Origin of the sequence: Streptomyces angustmyceticus (assembly GCF_040701845.1) — a bacterium.
Classification (GTDB): Bacteria; Actinomycetota; Actinomycetes; order Streptomycetales; family Streptomycetaceae; genus Streptomyces; species Streptomyces angustmyceticus_A.
The window spans coordinates 128237-150357 of record NZ_JBFBHQ010000002.1 but is presented as its reverse complement, the minus strand read 5'-3'; the positions used below and the strand labels follow the sequence as shown (position 1 = coordinate 150357).

General features: G+C 71.9%; 20 protein-coding genes and 1 pseudogene. 7 read left to right on the top strand and 14 right to left on the bottom strand.

Annotated elements, in window-relative coordinates; genetic code table 11:
* Positions 1-193: 193 nt before the first annotated feature.
* Together AB0411_RS04625 and AB0411_RS04620 are read right to left on the bottom strand one after the other, a co-directional pair.
* Positions 194-1063, bottom strand: coding sequence for a DUF2127 domain-containing protein (locus tag AB0411_RS04625; protein ID WP_366415759.1), 870 nt, complete (start codon positions 1061-1063; stop codon positions 194-196).
* 82 nt (positions 1064-1145) lie between these two features.
* A complete protein-coding gene (locus AB0411_RS04620) occupies positions 1146-2432 on the bottom strand; it encodes an ATP-binding protein (RefSeq protein ID WP_437041299.1) in 1287 nt (428 codons plus the stop codon).
* A 237-nt stretch (positions 2433-2669) separates the two neighbouring features.
* Here AB0411_RS04620 and AB0411_RS04615 point away from each other — a divergent pair.
* Together AB0411_RS04615 and AB0411_RS04610 are read left to right on the top strand one after the other, a co-directional pair.
* Positions 2670-2793: pseudogene (locus AB0411_RS04615) on the top strand (kinase); the annotation flags it as partial.
* A gap of 278 nt (positions 2794-3071) precedes the next feature.
* Positions 3072-3779, top strand: coding sequence for a DUF2470 domain-containing protein (locus AB0411_RS04610; RefSeq protein WP_366415757.1), 708 nt, complete (start codon positions 3072-3074; stop codon positions 3777-3779).
* Positions 3780-3906: 127 nt separating this feature from the next.
* Here AB0411_RS04610 and AB0411_RS04605 read toward each other — a convergent pair whose 3' ends face one another.
* Both AB0411_RS04605 and AB0411_RS04600 read right to left on the bottom strand, forming a co-directional pair.
* Positions 3907-4647 carry a class I SAM-dependent methyltransferase gene (locus AB0411_RS04605; protein ID WP_366415756.1) on the bottom strand — a complete coding sequence of 247 codons (741 nt, stop codon included), beginning with the start codon at positions 4645-4647 and terminating at the stop codon, positions 3907-3909.
* A 115-nt stretch (positions 4648-4762) separates the two neighbouring features.
* Positions 4763-5371, bottom strand: coding sequence for a putative immunity protein (locus AB0411_RS04600; protein ID WP_403146278.1), 609 nt, complete (start codon positions 5369-5371; stop codon positions 4763-4765).
* Positions 5372-5706: 335 nt separating this feature from the next.
* Here AB0411_RS04600 and AB0411_RS04595 point away from each other — a divergent pair, with 335 nt between their 5' ends.
* Complete coding sequence (locus AB0411_RS04595) at positions 5707-6516, top strand: hypothetical protein (protein ID WP_366415755.1); 810 nt, start codon at positions 5707-5709, stop codon at positions 6514-6516.
* Between the two features lie 92 nt (positions 6517-6608).
* Here the strand turns inward: AB0411_RS04595 and AB0411_RS04590 are convergent, their stop codons facing one another.
* From AB0411_RS04590 to AB0411_RS04560, 7 genes are all read right to left on the bottom strand, one after another.
* Positions 6609-7865 (bottom strand): HTTM domain-containing protein, encoded by a 1257-nt coding sequence (locus tag AB0411_RS04590; protein WP_366415754.1) that lies wholly within the window; start codon positions 7863-7865, stop codon positions 6609-6611.
* Positions 7862-8584 (bottom strand): DUF5819 family protein, encoded by a 723-nt coding sequence (locus AB0411_RS04585; protein WP_366415752.1) that lies wholly within the window; start codon positions 8582-8584, stop codon positions 7862-7864. The genes AB0411_RS04590 and AB0411_RS04585 overlap by 4 nt, the downstream gene beginning before the upstream one ends.
* A 427-nt stretch (positions 8585-9011) precedes the next feature.
* Entirely contained in the window at positions 9012-9782 is a 771-nt protein-coding gene (locus AB0411_RS04580) for an AfsR/SARP family transcriptional regulator (protein WP_366415751.1), read from the bottom strand.
* A gap of 485 nt (positions 9783-10267) precedes the next feature.
* Complete coding sequence (locus AB0411_RS04575; protein WP_366415750.1) at positions 10268-11002, bottom strand: IPT/TIG domain-containing protein; 735 nt, start codon at positions 11000-11002, stop codon at positions 10268-10270.
* 265 nt (positions 11003-11267) lie between these two features.
* Positions 11268-12377: an IPT/TIG domain-containing protein gene (locus AB0411_RS04570; protein WP_366415749.1), complete on the bottom strand. Its 1110-nt coding sequence runs from the start codon at positions 12375-12377 to the stop codon at positions 11268-11270.
* A gap of 417 nt (positions 12378-12794) precedes the next feature.
* On the bottom strand, positions 12795-13277 hold the full coding sequence (locus AB0411_RS04565; protein ID WP_366415748.1) for a hypothetical protein: 483 nt from the start codon (positions 13275-13277) through the stop codon (positions 12795-12797).
* Positions 13278-13684: 407 nt separating this feature from the next.
* Entirely contained in the window at positions 13685-14143 is a 459-nt protein-coding gene (locus tag AB0411_RS04560; RefSeq protein ID WP_366415747.1) for a hypothetical protein, read from the bottom strand.
* A 361-nt stretch (positions 14144-14504) separates the two neighbouring features.
* Between AB0411_RS04560 and AB0411_RS04555 the strand changes: the two genes are divergently transcribed.
* Positions 14505-15002: a peptidylprolyl isomerase gene (locus tag AB0411_RS04555; RefSeq protein ID WP_366415746.1), complete on the top strand. Its 498-nt coding sequence runs from the start codon at positions 14505-14507 to the stop codon at positions 15000-15002.
* Between the two features lie 109 nt (positions 15003-15111).
* Here AB0411_RS04555 and AB0411_RS04550 read toward each other — a convergent pair whose 3' ends face one another.
* Together AB0411_RS04550 and AB0411_RS04545 are read right to left on the bottom strand one after the other, a co-directional pair.
* Complete coding sequence (locus tag AB0411_RS04550; RefSeq protein ID WP_366415745.1) at positions 15112-15750, bottom strand: TetR/AcrR family transcriptional regulator; 639 nt, start codon at positions 15748-15750, stop codon at positions 15112-15114.
* Between the two features lie 22 nt (positions 15751-15772).
* Positions 15773-16588, bottom strand: a complete 816-nt coding sequence (locus AB0411_RS04545; protein WP_366415744.1) for a HipA family kinase — start codon at positions 16586-16588, stop codon at positions 15773-15775.
* 228 nt (positions 16589-16816) lie between these two features.
* Between AB0411_RS04545 and AB0411_RS04540 the strand changes: the two genes are divergently transcribed.
* Positions 16817-18328: a PepSY-associated TM helix domain-containing protein gene (locus AB0411_RS04540; protein WP_366415743.1), complete on the top strand. Its 1512-nt coding sequence runs from the start codon at positions 16817-16819 to the stop codon at positions 18326-18328.
* Between the two features lie 46 nt (positions 18329-18374).
* On the opposite strand, the gene AB0411_RS04535 is transcribed toward AB0411_RS04540, so the two are convergent.
* Positions 18375-18530 carry a DUF6131 family protein gene (locus AB0411_RS04535; protein WP_086716983.1) on the bottom strand — a complete coding sequence of 52 codons (156 nt, stop codon included), beginning with the start codon at positions 18528-18530 and terminating at the stop codon, positions 18375-18377.
* Between the two features lie 515 nt (positions 18531-19045).
* On the opposite strand from AB0411_RS04535, the gene AB0411_RS04530 reads away from it, so the two are divergent.
* The gene (locus AB0411_RS04530) at positions 19046-21073 is read left to right on the top strand and encodes a SpoIIE family protein phosphatase (protein ID WP_366416294.1); all 2028 of its coding nucleotides are present in this window, start codon (positions 19046-19048) and stop codon (positions 21071-21073) included.
* Positions 21070-22038, top strand: coding sequence for a cyclase family protein (locus AB0411_RS04525; protein WP_366415742.1), 969 nt, complete (start codon positions 21070-21072; stop codon positions 22036-22038). The genes AB0411_RS04530 and AB0411_RS04525 overlap by 4 nt, the downstream gene beginning before the upstream one ends.
* The last annotated feature ends 83 nt before the right edge of the window (positions 22039-22121 follow it).

The following is a 22121-nucleotide window of genomic DNA, read 5'->3' as shown; positions in this document are numbered from 1 at the left end:
GCGGCACCCGGTCCGCTGGACCACCCGCGCCGAGATCCCCCTCCCCGTGCTCGGCCCCCTGCTCACCCGTCACCTCGCCACCCCGCTCATCACCCGGACCCTCCGCAACATCCTCGACGTCGCCGACACCGCGCTCACCCGGCGCCAGCCCCGGGGAGCGCGGCGCGGCGGGAGACGCCTGTCGCCGGGCCGGTCAGGAGGGCTCTCGGGCGGGCCCCGTGGCGGCCGGTCCGGGCAGTACGCGTTCCAGGGCCTCCCAGCCGACGTCCCGGGCGCGTTCGGCGGCTTCGGCGCGGCCGCCGCCCCGCAGGCCGAACAGCCGCTTGGCGACGAGGAGGTAGACCACCACCGCGCTATTGATCGCCAAGGTGAGGACCTTGAGCGGCGAGACGCTTCCCATCAGCCCGTACACCTCGGGCACGAGCAGCAGCGTGGTGGCGACGAAGGTGAGGTACTCCGCCCAGCGCTTGGTGAACCAGAGTCCGACGGCTTCCACGCCTTCGAGCAGCGCGTAGCAGGCCAGGATCACGCCGATCCGCCAGAGCGTGGCCGATTGCACGGCGAAGGCCCTGCCCAGCTCTCCCAGCAGGCCGTGCCCCGACCCGCCGGGGCCTCCGACGCCGGTCTGCAGGTCGTCCATGACCCGGTAGAACGGCGCTCTCAGCCTGGCGCGCTCGTCGGCGAAGACGAGTACCCCGACGGCCAGCACGCCGAGCACCAGGAAGTGCAGCAGCCGGTCCAGCGCGATCAGCCGCAGTACGTAGCGGTCCCGCAGGGGCTTGCCGCGCAGCGGAAGGGTGATCTCGTCGCGGCCCGGCGGGACGTCCCGGCCGGGGTGCGGCGGCGGCCGCAGCGGCAGCCAGGCGTCGCAGCGCAGACAGCGGTGCCAGCGCAGCCCGTCCGCCGGCGCGCGGACGAGGAGTGCGTCCTCGGCCCGTACCCGGGCGGCGTCGGTACCGACCAGGTGATGCCCGTGCAGACCGCAGCCGAGGAGTTCGTACCGCGGACGGCGCCGCCGGCCGCCCGCACCGGGAGGCGGCAGCAGGTCCCGTTCGTCGGCCATGGCCTGCCTTTCCGCCGTTCCCGGCTTCCTGCCGTTTCCTGGCTTTCGGGGTGTGGTGGCCGCCGCCCGGCTCCCGCCCGCGTCACCTGCGTGCGTGGCGCTCGATGTCCTCCTGGAAGGCGGTGATCGCCTCGTTGGTGAGGGCGGGGCGGGTGTCGGCGATGGCGGCAAGGAAGTCCTCGGTGTCGGCGGGCCTGCCGTGGCGGTCGGCGACCTCGCGTTCAAAGGCCGCGTGGGCGCCCTTGCGGGCGGCGAACTCGATGTCGGCGGGGGTGAACAGCTCGCTGGCCGCCACCAGCCGGTGCAGCTCGACGCTGTCCGCGACGGGCCCGAGGTAGCGCTGCCAGATCGCCGCCCGCGCGGCCCGGTCGGGCGGGCCGACCGGGAGGACGTAGTCGAACCGGCCGGGCCGCAGGAACGCCGGATCGAGGGTGCGCACGGAGTTGGTGGCGCAGATCAGCAGGCGGTCGTCGTGGTCGCGGAAGCCCGGAATCAGTTTCAGCAGCTCGTTGGTCACCCCGTGGCCGGGGTCGACGGCCTGCCCCGAACGGATGCCGGCGATCTCCTCGACCTCGTCGATGAACAGCAGGACGCTGTCCAGCTCGGCCAGGTCCGCGAAGGTGTCCCGCAGCGAAGCGGCCAGTCCCCCGTCGCCGGTCGCCGCGAGCCGGGAGGGGAAGAGTTCGACGAACGGCCACTCCAGACGGGAGGCGACGGCCTTGGCGAAGCTCGTCTTGCCGGTGCCCGGCGGGCCGAACAGGATGACGGCCTTGGGCGGTGTGACCCCGTGCTTCTCGGCCAGCACGGGCTCGGCCAGCGGCAGTACGATCCGCCGCTCGATGGCCTCCTTCTCCCGCTCCATGCCCGACAGGGCGCTCCACAGCCCCTGGGGCAGTACCCGACCGCCGAGTTCGGCCAGCAGCCCCGCGTCACCGGCGCCGAGGTGGTCGACCTTCTCGTAGAAGCGGAGCCCGTCCTGTGCGCGGTAGCCGGAGTTCTCCAGGGCGGCGGTCCCGGTGGCCCCGGGGGCGAGCAGGGCACCGATCCGGGTGACGCCCCGCACCCGCAGGCGCCGCTCCAGTTCGGCGATCAGGGCGCTGCCGATGCCGCGATTGCGCCAGCTTCCGGCCAGTGCCACCAGCGTGATCCAGGCCCGTTCGCCCTGGACCTGGGCCACCGCCATGCCCACCAGTTCCGTGCCGACCACCGCGACCACGGCCGGTCCGCCGGAGCGGGCCACGGCCACGACCTCGGAGAGGGGGAACACCGCGGGCCATTCGTCCTTCTGCCGGTCCTGATCCCAGATCTGGATCGCCCGGTCCAGGTCATCGTCGTGGTAGTCCCGCAAGCGCCACGTAGCCACCGTCACCACCTTGCCGAAAGACCGCCCCGCGCCTTACCGGCCCTCGGCCGTGCCCCCGGAGGCAGCCTGCCCTCATTGTCGGCGCCGCACGGAGCTCCGGCGAGCCGGTCCGTCCTGGCGAGCCGGTCCGTCCTGGCGAGCCGGTCCGTCCTGGCGAGCGGGCCCGGCATCCCGGCGCGGCGCCTCGGCCGCGCTCGACGCGGGGCGGTTCCGCGGACCGGCCCGCTGGGCAGCGCGACCCCGGTGACGACGCCGTTCCCGACCCCGCTCGTGGTGCTGCGCCGCAACCAGCGCTGCCGGCAAGAGTTCCGTCGCCGCCGGGGTGCGCGAGCGCTATGGCCGGGGCCTCGCCCCGGTCGGGCAGGACGCTCGTGGTGCCGGCCGCCGGACCTGCTGCCCGCCGGCGTCGCCACGGTGATCCCCGCGACGGGTTCGGCGAAGGGGACGAGCGACCGGGTGAGGCGCGGGTCCGGCCCGGCCGAGCCCGCCGAGGCGCCGCTCACCCGCTGGGCCGACCGGAACCCGCGGCGTCCGGCAACCGCAGTGCGTGGCTGCGGACTACCCGAATCCGCATCACGTAAGTTAGGTTAGGCAAACCTAAGTAACTCGCTTTGGTGTCTCCCTACCCGCGCCTGGAGAACCCGGATGCGTCCTTTCCACACCCGCGCCGCCACCGCACCGACCGCCGCCGAGCGCGTCCGGTCGATCCTCGCCGCCGCCCATTCGATGTCGGTGGTGAGCGACGGGCAGCACGCCGAAGTGCGCCGTCTCGACGGAGCGGGGGCGATGGGACACTTCCACCTGCATGCGCCGTTCGAGGACGCCGGCGCCCAGACGGCGACGCGCGTGCCGGTCCGGCTGGAGCTCACCGACATCGCCCCCACGCCCGTACGCGACCGCCTGCGCGCCCGCGTCACCGTGACCGGACTGCTGGCCGCCCCGTACGACGCGGAAGCCACGAAGAGCACCTGCATGGAGTTCGGGCAGGCGGTCCTCGAAGACGAGCAGGGCCGTACGTACGTGACCCTCCAGGCCCTGGAGGCGACCGAACTCGACCCGATCGCCACCAGCGAAGCGGGCATGCTGACCCACCTCGTCGACGACCACAGCGAAGTCGTTCCGCTGCTGCTGCGCCTGGTCCGCCCCCACCCGGACAGCGGCATGCTGCGCGCCCTCCCGGTGGCCATGGACCGCTACGGCGTGACCCTGCGCCTCGAATACCGCCGCGACCACCACGATGTCCGCCTGCCGTTCAAGACACCCGTGACCGACATCGACCAGGCCGGCCCCCAGATCCACGCCCTCCTGACCACGGCCCGCCGCCTGTCCCACACGGGCCACCTGCTGACCTGAGCCGCCGGCAGCAGCACCGGGACGCCGGGCGACGGGCGCGGGCCGGTCGCCCGGAGGCCGTTCTCCCCCACCGGCCGATCGGCACACGAGGCGTCGCACGGCGCCCGCGTCGGCACCCCGCCCGGCCTCACGCCCAACCGGTCTCCGGGCGCCGTGCGACGAAGACGAACTCCCGGCCCGGACGGTCCGGAGCGTCCCGCACGTCGTCGACCACGAACCCCTGCGCGACCAGATCCGCCTCGACCTCGCGCCGCTCACGGAAACGCAGCGTCGAATCCGACGTCAGCACCTGCCCGTCCGCGGCGAAGGCGTAGGTCCAGCGGAACGTCACCAGCGGCCACCGCACCTCGGTCACCCCGACCCAGCTCTCGACCGCGCCGACGCCCGGGATCTCCGTCACCCGGTACGAGTCCGCGCGGTTCCACTCCTCCCAGGCGCGCCCGGCCGGATCCCGGGTCTCGCACACCAGCCGCCCGCCCGGCCGCAGCGCCGCGCAGGCCCCCCGCAGCGTCTGCTGCCAGTCCTTCGCACCGACGATCTCCTGGGCGACGTTCGCCGTCATCGTCGCCAGGTCGACCCGCAGCGGCGGAAGTGCGGTCGCGTCACCGCGGATCCACCGCACCCGTTCGCCTCCCGGCTTGCTCCGGGCCACGCGAAGGGACGCCTCGGCGGGGTCGACCCCGACAACCTCGGCCCCTCGGCCGGCCAGGAGGAGGGCGAACACTCCGGTCCCGCAGCCGATGTCCAGCACCCGCCGTGCGCCGAACTCCTCCGCCATGCGGACGTACGCATCGAGGTCACCGCGGTCAGGGTCGAGCGGGTCGTAGATCTCGGCGAGCCGGGGATGCCCGAAGCATTCGTCAGCCATGCGCTGAACGGTATGCGGCACCGGCTCCGCGACTCCACCCGGTTTCGCGGCGGTCCAGGGGCACCGGGCCAGGCCTTGCCGGGGCGCCTCTCACCTCCTGCCGTTCTGATCGCCCTCAGCCGCGGAGTGCGGCGTCGAGAGTGCGCAGGAGCTCTCCTACGCGCCCGCCTCCGGGAGGTGCGGCGGGCAGACGGCCGAGCACAGTGGTGACCGCCGCCGGTGCGTCCCGGCGCGCCCGTTCCAGAGCCCGTGCCGCGACCTGCTGGCCCTCTTCGGACGCCGCCGCTTCGCCACCGGCCGCATGCGCCAGCTCTTCCGCCCGTGCGGCATGCGCCGCCGCGCCGAGAACGTGTTTCACCTGATGTGCGCTGGCCTTGGGATGCAGGTATGCGGCGGCGGCCGCATGGCTTGCCGCCCGTGCCGCGTCGGCCGCGGCAGGCGAACCGGCTTCCGCTGCCGCCCGGTACGCCGCCCATGCGCGCTGCCGCAGCTCCCCCGTGCGCCGGCCGCCCCCGGCGAAGGTCCGGGCCGCGTCGACGGCGTCGCGGGGGCGCATGTCGGCGGGGCGGCTCTGCTCGAAGAGCGGCAGCACCCTGCGCGCACAATCCGCCGCGTAGCCCGCGATGTCACGCAGTTCCTGGTGGCTGAGTTCTATGGTGTCCGGCTCAGTTGGCACGGCCTCATCCTGCCGCAGGTCGCCGATCGGCGTGGCGACGTTCCCCATTCCCGTCCTCCCTCTCCTCGCCGGTCGGTCCCCGCGGGCCAACGCCCGCGAGCCCGCCCCGCACCGGCCCTGTCTCCGGTCGCACCACAGACGGCTTGATGCGCGGATGCCGTTCGCCCCGGCTTGCGATCACGGCCCCTTTCCCCTCCGCTCCGGCCTCCTCTCCTGACCAGCAGATCTCGGATCCGGTCACGGAGGGAAGGAGACGGTGGAGCGGGGGCTGCCCGTGCCCCCGTGCTCCCTCGCGTCACGCGGCGGTCACGCCGGATCAACGCCTCGGTCATGGCCGGGCCTCCACCCTGTGGAGGACCCACGGCCCCTGAAGAGGAGGCATCATGCAGAACATCCGTAAGCGCATACCGCATGTCATCGGCGCGTCCGTCCTGGCTGTGACGCTCACCGGAACGCTCGGCGCGATCAGCGCAGTGGGCGCTGATACGTCGTCCTCGTCTGCGAAGTCGAAGGCACAGGTGTCCAAGGCGGTGCCCGATGTGCGCTGCCGGTCGGTCTTCTTCAACCGGAGGACGGGCAAGCTGGTCAAGTTCCCGCCGAACTGCATCTTGACGGGCCGCATCGGCGGACGCACCGGCGGCACCACGACGGGCGCCACCACCACGGGCGCGACCACCACCACCACGGGCGCCACCAGCACGACCGGCGCGACCACGACCGGCGCCACCACCACCACAACGGGCGCCACCAGCACGACGGGTGCCACCACGACCGGCGCGACGACGGGCGGCGGCGGCACGACCGGCGCGACCACCACGGGCGCCACCATCGGCGGCGGTGTGGGCGGCACGACCGGCGCCACCACGACCGGTGCCACCATCGGCGGCGGGGTCGGCGGCACCACCGGCGCCACCACCACGGGCGCCACCATCGGCGGCGGGGTCGGCGGCACCACCGGCGCCACCACGACCGGCGCCACCACGGGCGGACGCACCGGCGGCACGACGGGTGCCACCACGACCGGCGCCACCATCGGCGGCGGGGTCGGCGGCACCACCGGCGCCACCACGACCGGCGCCACCATCGGCGGCGGGGTCGGCGGCACCACCGGCGCCACCACCACGGGCGCCACCATCGGCGGGCTCGTCGGCGGCACGACCGGTGCCACCACGACCGGTGCCACCACCGGCTGAGGCCACGCCCTGACCGTTCTGAACACGCAGGGTCCCTCCGGCAGTTCGCGCTCTGGTGAGCCGATGCCGCCGGAGGGACCGTTCACCCTTCCCTATGCATGAGGCGAGCCCGTCCCGGTGGTCACACGCGGACCCGCACTCCCGTCCTCGGGTGGGCTGTTGCTGCGGCGGCCTCGCCGGGTGACGCGGTCCCGGCCGGCTGCCGCCTTGGCCCCCACCCAGCGCAGGGCGTTGGTCGGCATGAAGACCATGTCGGCGAAGACCATCGCCAGCGAGAAGAACGGCAGGCCGCAGATCACCGCGATCGTCGCGTGTTCGGTGATCAGGATCGCCAGCAGTACGTTCTTCACCCGGCGGTTGAGGAGGGCGAACGGGAACGCGACCTGCGCGAAGACCGTGCCGTAGGTGATCAGCGTGACCATCGCGGAGCGGCTGTCGAGCACCTGGGACAACGAGACCCACGGGCTGAAGTAGTCGAGGTGGAGCGGGTAGTGCAGCGCGGTTCCGTCCTGCCAGCGCGGCCCCTGGATCTTGTACCAGCCGGCCGTGGCGTAGAGCAGGCACACCTGGGCGGCGATCACCAGCATCGCCGAGTTGTGGACGAGGTTGGCGACGACGTCGCACACCGCCCGCACCTCGGAAAAGCGACTGCGCACCGCCCAGAACCACAGGGCCTGGACCAGCCACAGCCCCCAGAGGATCAGGACCCAGCCCAACGGGATGTCGGCGAATCCCGTCAGTTCCGCGAGGGCGAGGCCCGCACCGCAGACCACCCACAGGGTCACGCTCATCGCATTGCTGCCGTCCCCGCCCAACATCGCCGCGCGCGCCCGCCGTCGCGCGTCCAGCGACCAGACCTGGCCGCACCGCGTGAGCACCAGATAGCTCGCCATCAGGTGGATGAGGGTGTCACCGCCGTCGCCCAGCAGGACGTTGCGGTTCAGGAGCGACAACACCCCGACCATGAAGAGCAACGACATGGTGCGGGTGTGCCATCCGACGAGCAGCAGCAGACACGCGACGATCGTCCCGTGGTAGACCAGCTCGAACCACAGCCGGTCGTTGGACCACAACAGCACCGTGAACGCGTGGTTCGACGCGACGAGGCGGTGGGCCAGGTCGAATCCCCAGGGGCTGGTGGTGCCGTACAGCTCCAGCCGGTGCGGCCATTCGCGCAGGAGATAGAGCGCGAAGGTCAGCGAGAAGCCGATGCGGACGATCGCGGACTGATAGGGCGCGAGTGCCGCACCCGTGATCCTGTTCAGTCCCCGGGCGATCGCCGTATCGAGCTTGATGCCCATCCCCTTGAAGGGGGACCGCGCCCGGGCTGTGTCCTTCTCGACGCTCACTGGAACTCCTCCTTGGACACCGGCCACCACGGAAGCACCTGGTAGGTCGTCCTGGTGTCAACGCGCTCGGTACTCCACTTCGGCGGGACAATCGGGGTGTTCGACGCGTAGATCTGCACCTTGACCACCTGGCCGCCGTCGACCCGCGGCCCGATCCGGTGTGCCGCGATCCGGCGCACATAGGCCTCGGAGAGCTCGCCCCGCAGGCCGAGCGGTCTCCCCTTTTCGTCGTGCGACCTGTTGTAGAAGTCCCAGGCCTGGCGAAGCATGTTCTGGTGCGCGTGACTGGGCGCGGGGTTGTCCCTGATCTCCTTGATGTCCTGGGCGGTCATGCCCACCCAGTTCGTCGTGCGTACGGAGCCGTCGGCGAACTTGACCTGGGCGCGCGCGTGCACGGCGATGTTCTGCTGGAGCGGGTTCGGGGCGAAGAGCTGCCAGTTCTGGTCGAACTCCGGATAGACATAGCCGTCGACCAGTCCGCCGTACTCCCGGCTGATGGCGTTCGACGGGGCGACGAAGAGGAAGACCAGGGTCAGGTGCAGCAGGACACCGATCGCCGCCACCACGATGGCCAGCATGATCACTATTCGTGACGCCAACGACCAGGAGCCGTTCGGCGCGGGCGGCAGCCCCCTGATGGCGGGTGACTCTCCCGGCGCCTGGTTCTCGCCGGTGCGCTCCGACCCGGTCTCGACCGAGGCTGCCTCGCGTGGCTCCACAATGCTCCCCCGATCACGGGTCCGGGCTCTCAACGGATGACTGGCGGCTCACCTGCTGCTTCAGAGGGTCACCGCACCTGAATTGAGAGTAAATGCACCCATTGCCGCATAAACACTCTATTGAGCCGAATGGTGGAGAGGGCGTTCCCTACCAGGCGGCGGGCGGCCCGGGCCCGGCTCGGCAAGGCCAGGGCCGGGGGCCGGGCTCGACGGGGCGCGCAAGCTCGTTCCCCGCGCCATGACAGAGCGGAGGGACCCGGACAGGTCCCTCCGCATACAGCGCCGGCAGCGGCGAAGCGGCACGGCGGGGGTCTCGATCGGGGATCCGGGACGAACCCGAGGCGGAACCCGGGGCCGGGGCGCACGACATGGGCCCAGGACGTGGCCGGTGAGGCGGGACCCACCCCGCCTCACCGGCCACGGAGAGTCACCAGACGGAGCCCGGCCGCTGCAGCCCGTCCACCAGGTGGCACAGCCGCGGCGTGGGGCGCAGCCCGAGTTCGTCGCGGAGGCGGTGTGTGTAGCGTTCGAACTCGTCGAGCGCCTCGGACGGGTTGCCTTCCGCGAGGTGGGCGCGGATCAGCGAAGCCTGACTGCTCTCGCGCAGTGGATTCGCCTGTACGGCCGCGTGGGCGGCCGCCACCGCCCCGGCGAACTGCTTGGTGTCGATGAAGGCGCCCGCCAGTGCCTCGAGGGCGTGGAGTCGGAGCTGTTGCCATTGCTCCGCCTCCCGCAGCGCCCACTCGTCGTACCAGCCGGGCAGCAGGTCGTCGGCGAGTTGGTCGACGGTCGCCGCATTGATGTCGAGTTCCTCGGCCGGGATACCGGGGTCGAGTATGCGCTGGGCCAACGACCGGGCGTGGTAAAGGTCGACGGTGACCTTGCGCGCCAGGCGCACCTCGGTGGGGCAGACGTCCAGGGCCTTTCTGCCGATGCCGCGCAGACGGGAGAGCGCCGACCGCAGATTCGCGTACGCACTCTGTTCGCATGCCTCGGGCCAGAGGGTTCCGGCTACGAGGGAGCGGGGCACCGCGGCACGGCCGTTGAGCGCGATGAACGCCAGGAGCCGTTTCGAGCCGACGGGGACCGTCACCGGGACGTCGCCCACCACAAGGTCGAAACCGCCGAGAAGAGCGATGTGCACGGACGGCCTGCTGCTCGCAGGCGGCCAGGAGAAGATCAGGTCATCTGAGCTCATGACAGTCGATCGCGGAGGGGGCCGACCCGTACGGCACACGCCGACCTGCCGCGCTCCCATTGTTTGAGGTTCGCAATCATCTGTGCACCTCCCACAACCACATGTTGCGCTGCCTGGGGAGGGTTGTCGAATTGTTCCAATTCAGCGGCAATACTCCCCGTATGGCCCAAGGGCGTGCTCGCCCTTCTGCGGCAAGCGCGGGACGCATGTCGAGCGCGCCTCTTCGACGCTCGCGGCACCGGCTCCTGTCCGACGCGCAGGACGAGCCGGCCGGCCCCCGAGCACAGAACCGGCGCGCAGGCCACTCGGCGAGGCGGCCGGGGTACTTCCGGACGCCGCAAAGAGCGACCTGACCTGGTCCTAAACGCCAATGTGGGCCTCCTTGCAGGCCCTTTGCACACACTCCCGGTAGGGGGTGCATGTACGGCCCGTCAGCCGGTCCCGTCAACTGGCCCCGCCCATCGGTCCCGGCCGACCGCTCCCGGTCAACCGATCAGGTAGAGGAAGGTCCCGGGTGCGGTGGCGCTGCCGCCCGTGGTGGTGAGCGCGACGGTGACGGCACCCAGGGCGTGCACGGGGGCGATGGCCGCGACTCCGGTGTCGGACAGGACGGCGAACGTGGCGGGGACACCGCCGAAGGTCACGCCGGTGGTCGTCGCCAGATTCGTGCCCGTGATGCCGACGAGGGTGCCGCCCGCGGGCAGGCCGGTCAGCGGGCTGAAGCCGGTGGCCGTGGGCGGGGCCACGAAGGCGAAGGGGTCGGTGGCGGTGGCACTGCCGCCCCGGGCGGTGACGGCCAAGGAGACGGAACCGGCCGCGTGGGCGGGGCTCACGACGGTGAGTTCGCTGTCGGACACCACCGTCGGCGTCACCTCCGTGGCTCCGAACGTCACGGACTCGGTGGTGTCGAGGCCGCGCCCGGTGAGGGTGACCGTCCCGCCGCCCGCGAGGGGCCCGGAGGACGGCGAGACGCCGACGACGACGGGCGGAGGGACGTAGTAGAAGGGCACCGGATCACTGGTGCCCCCTGGTGTGCGCACCGTGGCGTCGACCACCCCGGCCCCCGAGGGGAGGACGGCCGACACGGAGGTGGGCGTATTGGCCGTGATGGTGGCCGACTTGGTTCCGAAGAGCACGGCAGTGGCGTCCGCGAGGCCGGTGCCGGTGAAGGTCACCGTGGCCCCACCGCCGGTGGACCCCTGGTCCGGACTGATCGGCATGTCCCACTCCACCTCTGCGTCGGTGAAACCCTTGAAACGCCTGTCGTCTTTCCTCGGTGGCGCAGGGAACGCGACCGGTGGCGAGAGAGCCTCTTCCTCTTCACCCGGATGGCGCTGCCGAGGCCCGGACCCGCGCGGCCCCGGCAGCGTCGGGACCGCGCGGGCGGACTCAACTGCCGCTCCCCGCGATGAACTTGGTGCGCATGCACCGCCCGCCCCACCCTCCCCTGCCGCTCAAGGCGAGCGGAGGAAGGGGGACCAGCGCTCACACGTAGGTGTATCCGCCGGCGGCGGTTGCGCTGCCGCCCGGTGTGGTGACCACGACCGGCACATTGCCGAGCGGTCCGGCCGGCGTGAAGCCGACCAGCGCCGTACCCGACGCATTGACCGAAACCCCCGTCGCCGCAACCCCGTTGAACGTCACCACCGCCCCACCCAAATTGCTCCCCACGATCACAAACGCCGTACCACCCGCCGCACTCCCCGACGACGGCGTCAGCGACGTCACCACCGGCGGAAGCGGTGCCGTGTAGGTGTACCCCCCGGCGACCGCGGCGCTGCCGGCCGGTGTGGTGACCACGACCGGCACATTGCCGAGCGGTCCGGCCGGCGTGAAGCCGACCAGCGCCGTACCCGACGCATTGACCGAAACCCCCGTCGCCGCAACCCCGTTGAACGTCACCACCGCCCCACCCAAATTGCTCCCCATGATCACAAACGCGGTACCACCCGTCGTACTGCCCGACGTCGGTGTCAGCGACGTCACCACGGGCGGAGGCGCCGTGTAGGTGTATCCGCCGGCGACGGTGGTGCTTCCGGCGGGTGTGGTGACGACGACCGGGACGTTGCCCGCGGGGCCGGGCGGTGTGACGCCGGTGAGCACCGTGCCCGCGGCGTTGATGGACACCCCGGTGGCCGGCACTCCGTTGAAGGTGACCGTCGCGCCGGTGAGGTTGGTGCCGATGAGGGCGAACGCCGTACCGCCGGCCGTGGAGCCGCTGTTGGGCACGAGGGCGGTGACCGTCGGGCCGCTGGGCGGGGTGACGGTGTAGGTGTAGCTCACCGAGTTGGTGTTGCCCCTCGGCGTGGTGGCGATGACCTGGACGGTGCCCGCTGCGTGCGGGGGCGCGATGACGCTCACCGAGCCGCCGGAAGGGTCCTGGGCGGTGATGGTGGCGGGAATGCCACCGAAGGTGACCTGGCTCGTGCCCTGCAGGCCCGCCCCGGTGAGCAGGACGGAATTTCCTCCGGCCGTCGGCCCCGAGTTCGGAATGGCTTCGTAGAGCCGCGGATATCTGGGCCAGCCTCCGCCGTCCCCGCCGGGCCAAGAGCCCGAGGACTGCGGATTGTCCTGCTGCGCTATCACTGCGGACATGGTTTCTCCCTGGGCAGCCGCCGCTCCGTATCCGTGCACGAACCCATTCGCGCACGGTCCTTTTCGGAGCGGGAGGTGCCGCCGTCACTTGTCGGATGCCTGTGACGGTAGGGTCCCCGGCACTTCGGCAGAAGGCGTGCGGGTGACAGCAGTGACGCGTTCGGCAATCAACCTGACAATAGGTAAATGAGCGTCACTCCTGCTCTGCCGACGGGTGTGCGCCGGTATTCCGCGGGCGCATTTCGCGGGCCGTTGGGAGTGCGCGGTCGGACGGGCGGTCGTCCGCCGCGTGGGGCTGCCACGCGGGTCCGCGGGTGCGTCTGTCGTGCGGCGGTGCTGACGCCCGGGGGCGCCGACCGCGCGCCCCCGGGCCCGGTTTCCCCGGCTTCGTCCTTCGGCTGACGAACCGGCCGGCTACTACTGGTGGTAGATGGTTGCGGCCCAGTGGGCCTTCCAGTTGCCGTCGCCGTACTGGAGGTTGACGGAGCAGCGACCGGTGTCACCGTCGCAGGTCAGGCTGTTCGCCGGTACCGGAGCGGCCAGGTGCGCGCCCTGGGCGGACCGGAGGGCCTGGTGGTAGATGGTGGCGGGCCAGCTCGCCCGCCAGTTCCCGTCCCCGAACTGCAAGTTGGCGGTGCACTTGCCGGTGTCGCCGTCGCAGTTGAGCGCGGTCACCGGGACCGGAGCGCGGTAGGCGGCGCGGGGCGTCTGGTGCTGGATGGTCGCTCCCCAGGTGGCCTTCCAATTGTTGTCACCGAAGCGGAGGTTGGCTGTGCACTTGTAGGTGTCGCCATCGCAGGTGAGGGCCGTCACCGGTACCGGCGCGGCAACGGCCGGGCCGGCCCACCCGATCCCCAGAGCCACGAGTGCCGCGCAGGTGCCGACGATGATGCGTCGCATAGCCGTCCTTCCCTCGTGGGCGCACGACGCGCCCGATTCCAGAGAAGGATTTGCTGATTTCCTGCCGCACCAAGCCCCTGGGCGGCGGCCTTCAACAGAAAGTGTGCATCCCCGCACCGGCGGCCGAAATCGCGGCCGCTTCTCCCGTCGCGATGAGTGGTGAACGGCGCACGCGCAGCGGATTCGGGGAGTGCGCAGGGCACCGCCCGGTACGGCCGACTGCCGGTGGCCCATGCCACCGGCACTCTCCGGGCTTCCGGCGGCCGCCTCGCCGGGCGTGCTTCCGTGTGTGTCGGCTGCGCGGATGAGGGTGCGGTGCGTGGGTAGCTTCTACGGTTCGCGCGCACGCGGCGCCGGCGGCCGCCCTGCGGCGTCGGATCGCGCGGGCGGCGAAGCGCCGCGCCTTCTCAGCGCGCCGGGGATCCGTCCGTCGGATCGTCGTCGAGGACGCGGCGGGCGGTCTCCGCGAAGTCCCGTACTTCGGCGGTGAACGCCAGGCCGGCTTCGGCAACGGAGGCGGCGGCGTCCACGCACTCGGAGGATCCGGCGTCGCAGCGCTCCTGCGCCCCGATGGAGTTCCGCAGGGGCCTGATGCATCGGTGCGCACTTCGGATGAGCTCCTGTGAAGGAGAAATCACGGGTTGCGGCCCTTCCAGGAGTACGTGCACGCCGAGGTGGTCGAGTTTGTCGACTTCCCGGTGGAAGGCATCCATGTCCGTCGTGTGCGCTTCCCGGTATCTTCCGAGCGCCCGCTCGACGGCTCGTGCCTGTGTGAGGAACTCCGCGTACACCGTGCGGCGCGGTTCACGGCGCTCCCGCACATGATCGACGCGCAACTGCCGCCTCAACTGGACCTCATGAGCCATGAGTTGATCCCGGGCGGCCCGGGCTGCCCACAGTCCTGTGACGACCGCGGCACCTCCCGTACCCAGTGCGCCGACGGTGGCCCCCAAGATCGCTGCTATGCCCGAATCCACCTCGGCAGTCTTGCGTATTCCGCCGTTCGGCGGGCGGGAGCCGCAATCAATGTGCCGGACGGTTCACCTTCGGTCATGGAGCGGTCCGACCTGTGCTTTCCCGGTCCGGAAGTGCGCTTGTCGAGGTCGGTTTTCGGCCCGGTTTCCGGGCGGAGGTTTCCTCCCGCCGTGCCCCTTACACGGACGCCTGCCGCGAGGGGCACCGGGGGCCGCGCCTCGCCGCGGCAGAGGCGGATGTAAGGATGCCGTCATGACTGACAACGTGTTTTTCGACATCACCATCGATGGCGCCCCCGCCGGGCGGATCGTCTTCACCCTGTTCGACGACGTGGTCCCCAAGACCGCGAGGAATTTCCGTGAGCTGGCCACCGGCGAGCACGGCTTCGGCTACGAGGGATCCGGCTTCCACCGCGTCATCCCCGACTTCATGCTCCAGGGTGGCGACTTCACCGCCGGCAACGGGACCGGCGGCAAGAGCATCTACGGCGAGAAGTTCCAGGACGAGAACTTCCAGCTCAAGCACACCAAGCCCGGTCAGCTGTCGATGGCGAACGCCGGCCCGAACACCAACGGCTCGCAGTTCTTCATCACCACCATCGTGACGGACTGGCTGGACAACAAGCACGTCGTCTTCGGCGAGGTCGTCGAGGGCATGGACCTCGTCAGGAAGATCGAGGCCCTGGGCTCGCGCAGCGGCGCCACCCGCGCCGACATCGTCATCGCCAAGTCCGGCGTGGTCGCCCAGTAGCCACCGCGCCTCCGGCGTCGGCAGACCCCGCCGGCGCCACGGTGTGATGTCGGCGGGCGGGCCGCCCCCGTGGATTCGGCGGCGGCCCGCCCGCGCCGGCCCGCCCCCGTCAGTCCCGGCGGGTGGCGTAGGCCAGCACCTGTTCGCTCAGCAGGCTCTCGACGAGGTCGAGCAGAGCCAGTACGGCCTCGGCGATCGCGTCCGGCTTCTCGTCGGCGACGATGCGCCGGCCGATCTCGGCGTAGAGCAGCGAGTGGAACCAGCCGATCTGGCCGGCGACCAGGAACGGTGTCCGGTCGTCCGGCCCGGCGCCGGCCTCCTCGGCCAGCACGGCGGCGACCGCGTCGGTCATCTGCCGGCCGAGGTCCTCCAGGCGGGCCGTGAGGGTGGGGGCCGCCCGCATCATGTGGAAGACGGGGCCGAAGCCCGCGGTCAGGCCCACTGCGCGATCACGGCGCCGCACTTCGTCCCGCAACTGGGTGAGGACGGCCCGGGCGGCGGACTCGCCGGGCTGCCGGGCGCGCACGATGTCGGCGAGCCGTTGCGCGGAGGCCTGGTCCGGCGGGAGGACGAGGTCCTCCTTGGCCTCGTAGTAGTTGTAGAGGGTGTTGACCGAGACCTCCGCCGCGGCCGCGACCTCGGCGATGGTGACGTGGTCAAAACCCCGCTCCAGGAACAGGCCGAGGGCGGCGTCGGAGATGCGTTGCCGTGTCTGCCGCTTCTTGCGTTCCCGCAGCCCTTCGCCCATGGGCCCAGTTTAGGAACCCGCTTCACGCGGGCAGGGGCGGCCTTGCCGGGAAAGGCGCGGGGAGCCACTGCGCGGATATTTCTGCACGGGCGGCGAGGTGGGCGACGTAGGCCTCGCGGAGCTGGTCCGGAGTCGTGAAGCCCGCTTCGGCGGTCAGCCACTCGTCCGGGACGGCGGCGACGACCTCGCGCAGCAACTTTGGCGTCACGCGGTGGGCGAGTTCGGCATCCGCCGCCGCCATGTCGGGGCGGCGGGATCCGAGCGCGTGGTGCTGGAAGGGGTACGCCTTGCCGACGGCGTCCGCCGCACCGTCCCAGCGGTGGTGGAAGACGAGCGAGGCGCCGTGGTCGATGAGCCACAGGCGGGGCTCCCGGGGGCCGGCGGCCGGCCAGGTCATGAGGTTCGGACTGTGCACCGTACGGTCCACGTTGGCGGTGAAGGCGTCCAGCCAGATGACCCGGGCGGCCTCCGCCGGATCGACCTCCAGCGCGTCCGGCGCGAAGTCGGCGGCTCCCGGCAGGTAGTCCATGCCGAGATTGAGCCCCGCGCTGGCGTGCAGCAGGTCCTGGATCTCCTGGTGCGGCTCCTCGCCGGCGACCGACGGGTCGAAGTGCACCAGGACCAGCTCCGGTACGCGCAGCCCGAGGCGCCGGGCCAGCTCGCCGACGACGACCTCGGCGACCAGCGCCTTGCGCCCCTGCGCCGCGCCGGTGAACTTGACGACGTACGTCCCCAGATCGTCGGCCTCCACGACGCCCGGGACGGAGCCGCCGCTGCGCAGCGGGGTCACGTACCGGACGGCCGTCACGCTGCGCAGCCCGTCCGAGGGTGCAGCCATGCGTACCCGCTCCTCCCCCTGCAATGGGAGCCTGACCGAACAACGAAGGTGAACCCTACTGCAATTTTGCAGTGCGTTGTAGTTTTTTTCGGGGCGGAGGGGCGCGACCCCACCCCCTATGAGCCGGCTCACACCCCACCGCCGGAACTCACGCATCCGGTTCTCCGACTCCCTGAAGTGGCACGGCAGCGAGCCGGGCCGCTTCGCCTTCGAGCTGGGAGCCTCCGCGTGCCCACTGAACAACGTCTCGCATCGAGCGACGCCGACGAGGCCCCGGACGCCGTCGGCCCGGGTGCGCAGCGGGCGGCCGCCCGACGGACCGGGTGGTCGGCGCTGCGCCCGCTGGTGTGGCGGCTGCACTTCTACGCCGGTGTGCTCATCGCGCCCTTTCTGCTGGTCACCGCGGTCACCGGGCTGCTGTACGCCGGGGCGTTCCAGGCGGAGAAGGTGGTCTATGCGCACGAGTTGAGCGTCCCGGCCGGTGAGCACACCATGCCGCTGTCGCGGCAGGTCGCCGCCGCCCGCACAGCCCACCCGGAGGGCACGATCGCCGCCGTGCGCCCGGCGCCGCAGCCGGGTGACACCACTCGCGTCCTGCTCGCCGACGTGCCGGGGGTGTCCGCCGAGCACCAGCTCGCCGTCTTCGTCGATCCCTACACCGGCACGATCCGGGGAGCACTTCCGACGTACGGCGCCACGGGCGCGTTGCCGCTGCGCACCTGGCTCGACGACCTGCACCGCAACCTGCACCTGGGCGAGCCCGGCCGCCTCTACAGCGAACTGGCCGCCAGCTGGCTGTGGGTGGTCGCCGGCGGCGGCCTCGCGCTGTGGATCGGCCGGAAGCGGACGAACCGCAGGCTCCGGACGCTCGCCCTGCCGGACCGCACCGCGACCGGACGGCGCCGGACGCTGTCCTGGCACGGGGCGGTGGGCGTGTGGGCGGCGGTCGGCCTCTTCTTCCTGTCCGCGACCGGCCTGACCTGGTCCACCTATGCCGGAGGGAACATCGACGAACTCCGCCGGGCCCTGGGGCAGGAGACGCCGGCCGTCTCCACGGCCGTGGCCGAGGACCACGCCCACCACGGCTCCGGCGGGATGGCGGGGATGCCGGACATGCCGGGGAAGGACGGGAAGCAGGGCGGCGGGGCGAGCGGAGCCGCCGGATCCGCGTCCGCGGACGTCGGGGTCGACAAGGTGCTCGGGGCGGCTCGCGCGAAGGGTCTGTCCGACCCCGTCGAGATCGATCTGCCGACGGGCAGGGGCACCGCCTACGTCGTCAAGCAGGTCCAGCGCAGTTGGCCCGAGAAGCAGGACGCGGTGGCGGTGGACCCGGGTACGGGGAAGGTCACCGATGTCTCGCGCTTCGCCGACCATCCGGTCCTGGCCAAGCTCACCCGCTACGGCATCGACCTGCACACCGGGACCCTGTTCGGCCTCGTCAACCAGCTCGCGCTGGCCGCGCTGGCCCTTGCGCTGGTCTTCCTGATCCTCTGGGGTTACCGGATGTGGTGGCAGCGCCGTCCCACCCGCGACCGCACCCTGTCGTTCGGACGGCCGGTCCCGCGGGGCGCCTGGCGGCGGATTCCGCTGCCCGTGCTGATTCCGCTGGTGCTCGTCGTCGGCGCAGTGGGCTGGGCGGTGCCGCTGCTCGGCGGGTCGCTCGTCGCCTTCCTGGCCGTGGATGGGGTGCTCGGCGTTCTCGCACGCCGGCGGGCCGCTGCCGCGTCCTGCGTGGACTGACGGCCTCGGCCCGCCGCGGGTCGTCGGCGAGGGCGCTCGTGCGGCGCTACCAGTAGTGCTTTCGTCCGGCGACCGCGTGGCCCATCGTGCCGAGCAGCCACAAAATCGCGCCGATCACGGCGAGAATGATTCCGATGGTCCACAGAATCGAAATACCGGTCAGGAATCCGATGACGAGAAGAATGACTCCCAGAACGACCACGGCGCGCTCCGATCTCGCATAAGTTTCCCTCAACTTTGCGCCTTGCTGTGCGGTCGGGCAACTTCTGGTGATGCCCTCAGCTCGCGAAGGCGGCAGTTCGGGGGGCGTCTGCATTCCTCGATGATTTCCGGGTCGTGAATGTCTTCCCGGCCTCCGGGGCGACGTTTCAGAAGTCCGCCGCCTCCGGGAAGGCCCTGCGTATCCCTGCGTATCGCCGCGTACCCCTTCGTCTCTCTGCGGGGCCGGCCGGTGTGTGCCGGGCCGGGCCGCCGGGCCCGGGCCCGGCGGCGACGAGTATGCGGGCGGACGATCAGGGGGGACGATGGAAGCCACAGCACTCACCTGCCAGGGGCAGGCCACAGCGAGACACGTGGGCGGGTCGGGCCACGGAACGGAGTGCGGCACACCGCCCATGTGGTCCGGCGGACGGAAGGAGTGCCGGGGTGAGCGCAGACGAGGAGCGCGTGGCCGGCGCCGGTGATCCGGAGGGCAAGTCGTCGCAGCCGAGCGGGCTGATGGACCTCCTCGCCGTCGCCGCGGTGCTGGTGGACGCCGAGGGACGGATCGTCCTGTGGAGTCCGCAGGCCGCGGATCTGTACGGCTACTCCGCGGAGGAGGCCCTCGGGCAGTACGCCGCGCCGCTGCTCATCCACCAGGAGCACTGGGACCTGGTGATCGAGAAGTTCGCCGAGGTCATGCAGACCGGCCGGAGCTGGGGCGGCACCTTCCCCGTCCGCCACAAGGACGGCAGCGCACGGCTGGTGGAGCTGCGCAACATGCGGCTGCTGGACGACCGCGGCGATTTCTACGCCCTCGGACTCGCCACCGACTCGCCGACGCTCCGCGAGGTGGAGCGGGATGTGGCCCTGTCCACCCGGCTGATCTCCCAGTCCCCCATCGGGGTGGCCATCCTCGACACCGAGCTGCGCTATGCGGCCGTCAACCCCGCCCTGGAACGGATGCACGGCATCCCCGCCAAGGACCACCTCGGCCGGCACTACCGCGAGATCATGAGCGCCTCGAAGTTCGAGGTGCCGGAGACCGCGATGCGGCAGGTCCTGGAGACGGGCGTCCCCATGGTCGACCAGGCCACCGTCGTCGGCCGCAGCCCCTCCGACCCCGACCAGCAGCGCGCCTGGTCCATCTCGCTGTACCGGCTGGAGGACCCGCAGGGGCGCATCCTGGGGGTGGCCGACCTCGTGGTGGACGTCACCGACCGGTACCAGGCGGCCATGGAGGCCAGTGAGGCCCGGCGGCGGCTGGCCCTGATCGCGGACGGCTCGGCGCGTATCGGTACGACGCTGGAGGTGGAACAGACCGCGCGGGAGCTGGCCGAGGTCACCGTTCCCGAACTCGCCGACGTGGCCACGGTCGATGTGCTCGACTCCATCCTGGGCGCGCACCGCCCGGCCCGTGACGAGGGTCCCGCGGTCTTCCGTGCCCTCGCGGTGAAGGGCGCCTACCCCACCGAAGCCCTCCAGGCCGCCGACCCTCCGGGCCAGACCGCCGCCTACGAGGCGGACCGGCTGGCCACCCAGTGCGTACGCACCGGCCGCCCGATCCTGGTCTCCCACACGGACGACGACGACCTGGCGCGCATCGCCCGCGACGGCCACGCCGCCACGTTGCTGGCCCGTGCCGGGGTGCACTCCTATCTGCTGGCGCCGCTCATCGCCCGCGGTCAGATCCTGGGCTGTTTGGGGCTCACCCGCGCCCGCACCCCCCTGCCCTTCGACGAGGACGACCTCGCCCTCGCCGTCGAACTGGCCTCCCGCGCCGCGGTCTGCATCGACAACGCACGCTGGCACCAGAGCGTGCGCAACGCCGCCGAGACCCTGCAGCGCAGCCTGCTCCCCGACCATCCGCCCCGCCTGCCCGGGCTGCAGATCGCCTCCCGTTACCGGCCCGCCCAAGCCACGTACGAGATCGGCGGCGACTGGTACGACGTCCTCCCGCTCGACGGCGACAAGACCGCGCTCGTCGTGGGCGACGTCATGGGCAGCGGTATCGACGCCGCCGCCACCATGGGCCGGCTGCGCACCGCCACCAGCGCCTTCGCCGACCTCGATCTCGAACCCGCGCAGGTCCTCCAGCACCTCGACAAGATCACCTCGGGGCTGGAGCACTACATCGCCACCTGCGTCTACGCCATCTACGACCCGTACCGCGCCGCGTGCCACATCGCCACCGCCGGACACCTGCCGCCCGTCCTGGTGCGCAGCGGCAAGCACCCCGAACTCCTCGACCTGCCCACCGGCACGCCCCTCGGAGTCGGCGGGGTCCCCTTCGAGACCACCACCTTCCGCCTGGACCCCGGTGACCAACTGGTGCTGTACACCGACGGGTTGGTGGAGACCCGCCACCACCCCATCGACGAGCGGCTCGACACCCTGCGCCGCCTGCTCGACGCACCCGACAGCTCCCTGGAGGAGACCTGCGACCGGCTCCTGCGCGACCTGCGGCGCCCCGACGACCCGGACGACGTCGCCCTGCTCATCGCCCGCACCCAGCCCTTCCCCTCCGACCCGGGGCCGCGCGGATGACCGGCGGCCGCGGCGGGGCGCCGACGCCCCCGCCGACCGGCACGGGCAACGGGCCCGCCGTCTCCCGCCGGGAGTTCGACGCGCTCTTCGCGCAGGTACGCACCTGGGGCCGCTGGGTCCCCGCCGACCGCGGCGCCTGGAACCGGGTGACCCCGGAGCACGTGCGGCGGGCCACCGCCCTGGTCCGGTCGGGAACGGCCGTCGCCCTGGGGCGCCCCTGGAGCACGGCCGCCGGACCGGACAACCCCAGGCCCGCTCTCCACTACATGTCCGACCTCGGCGACGTCGATCCCCCGGAACCCGCCACGCACAAGGACTTCATCGGCGTCGACTACCACGGCAAGGCCGTCACTCATCTGGACGCGCTGTCCCACGCCGCCTACCGCGGGCAGCTCTACGACGGCCGTCCCGCGCGCGAGTGGATCGACGCCGGAGGGGCCCGCTTCGGTGCCGTGTCGGCGCTGGGTCCCCTGGTGACCCGGGGCGTGCTGCTGGACCTGCCCGCCGTTGCGGGGTGCGGCTGGCTGGAGCCGGGACGGGCCGTGCACGCCGGGGACATCGCGTCCGCCGAGCGGGCACTCGGTGTGACGATCGGCGAGGGCGATGCGGTGCTGCTGCGGTCCGGCAGCGTCCGCCGGCGCCGCGAGGTCGGTGCCTGGGATCCCGGAGCGGCGAGCGCGGGCTTCCACGTGGATGCCGTGCCGCTGCTGGCCGAGCGGGGGATCGCCCTGCTCGGCGCGGACGGCGACAGCGACGTACGGCCCTCGCCGGTGGACGGTCTGCATTCCCCGGTCCATGCGCTCGCCCTCGCGGCGATGGGGGTGCCGCTGCTGGACAATCTCGATCTCGAAGCGCTCTCGGTCGCCGCCGCGGAGACGGGGCGCTTTGCGTTCCTCCTCGTGGTGGCGCCGCTGGACATTCCGGGTGGCACGGGCTCGCCGGTCGACCCGGTGGCGGTGCTGTGAACGGGCGGTCGGGGCGGGGCGGTCGGCGGGCCCCGGACGGCCGCGGGCGAGTCGCCGACCTTCTGTGACCTTGTGTGACGGCG

Excerpts from the sequence above, each read along its gene's own strand:
- AB0411_RS04625 (WP_366415759.1), bottom strand. The coding sequence starts at position 1,063 with ATGGCCGACGAACGGGACCTGCTGCCGCCTCCCGGTGCGGGCGGCCGG.
- AB0411_RS04610 (WP_366415757.1), top strand. The coding sequence starts at position 3,072 with ATGCGTCCTTTCCACACCCGCGCCGCCACCGCACCGACCGCCGCCGAG.
- AB0411_RS04605 (WP_366415756.1), bottom strand. The coding sequence starts at position 4,647 with ATGGCTGACGAATGCTTCGGGCATCCCCGGCTCGCCGAGATCTACGAC.
- AB0411_RS04600 (WP_403146278.1), bottom strand. The coding sequence starts at position 5,371 with ATGGGGAACGTCGCCACGCCGATCGGCGACCTGCGGCAGGATGAGGCC.
- AB0411_RS04595 (WP_366415755.1), top strand. The coding sequence starts at position 5,707 with ATGCAGAACATCCGTAAGCGCATACCGCATGTCATCGGCGCGTCCGTC.
- AB0411_RS04580 (WP_366415751.1), bottom strand. The coding sequence starts at position 9,782 with ATGAGCTCAGATGACCTGATCTTCTCCTGGCCGCCTGCGAGCAGCAGG.
- AB0411_RS04575 (WP_366415750.1), bottom strand. The coding sequence starts at position 11,002 with ATGCCGATCAGTCCGGACCAGGGGTCCACCGGCGGTGGGGCCACGGTG.
- AB0411_RS04570 (WP_366415749.1), bottom strand. The coding sequence starts at position 12,377 with ATGTCCGCAGTGATAGCGCAGCAGGACAATCCGCAGTCCTCGGGCTCT.
- AB0411_RS04565 (WP_366415748.1), bottom strand. The coding sequence starts at position 13,277 with ATGCGACGCATCATCGTCGGCACCTGCGCGGCACTCGTGGCTCTGGGG.
- AB0411_RS04560 (WP_366415747.1), bottom strand. The coding sequence starts at position 14,143 with ATGGCTCATGAGGTCCAGTTGAGGCGGCAGTTGCGCGTCGATCATGTG.
- AB0411_RS04555 (WP_366415746.1), top strand. The coding sequence starts at position 14,505 with ATGACTGACAACGTGTTTTTCGACATCACCATCGATGGCGCCCCCGCC.
- AB0411_RS04550 (WP_366415745.1), bottom strand. The coding sequence starts at position 15,750 with ATGGGCGAAGGGCTGCGGGAACGCAAGAAGCGGCAGACACGGCAACGC.
- AB0411_RS04545 (WP_366415744.1), bottom strand. The coding sequence starts at position 16,588 with ATGGCTGCACCCTCGGACGGGCTGCGCAGCGTGACGGCCGTCCGGTAC.
- AB0411_RS04530 (WP_366416294.1), top strand. The coding sequence starts at position 19,046 with ATGGACCTCCTCGCCGTCGCCGCGGTGCTGGTGGACGCCGAGGGACGG.
- AB0411_RS04525 (WP_366415742.1), top strand. The coding sequence starts at position 21,070 with ATGACCGGCGGCCGCGGCGGGGCGCCGACGCCCCCGCCGACCGGCACG.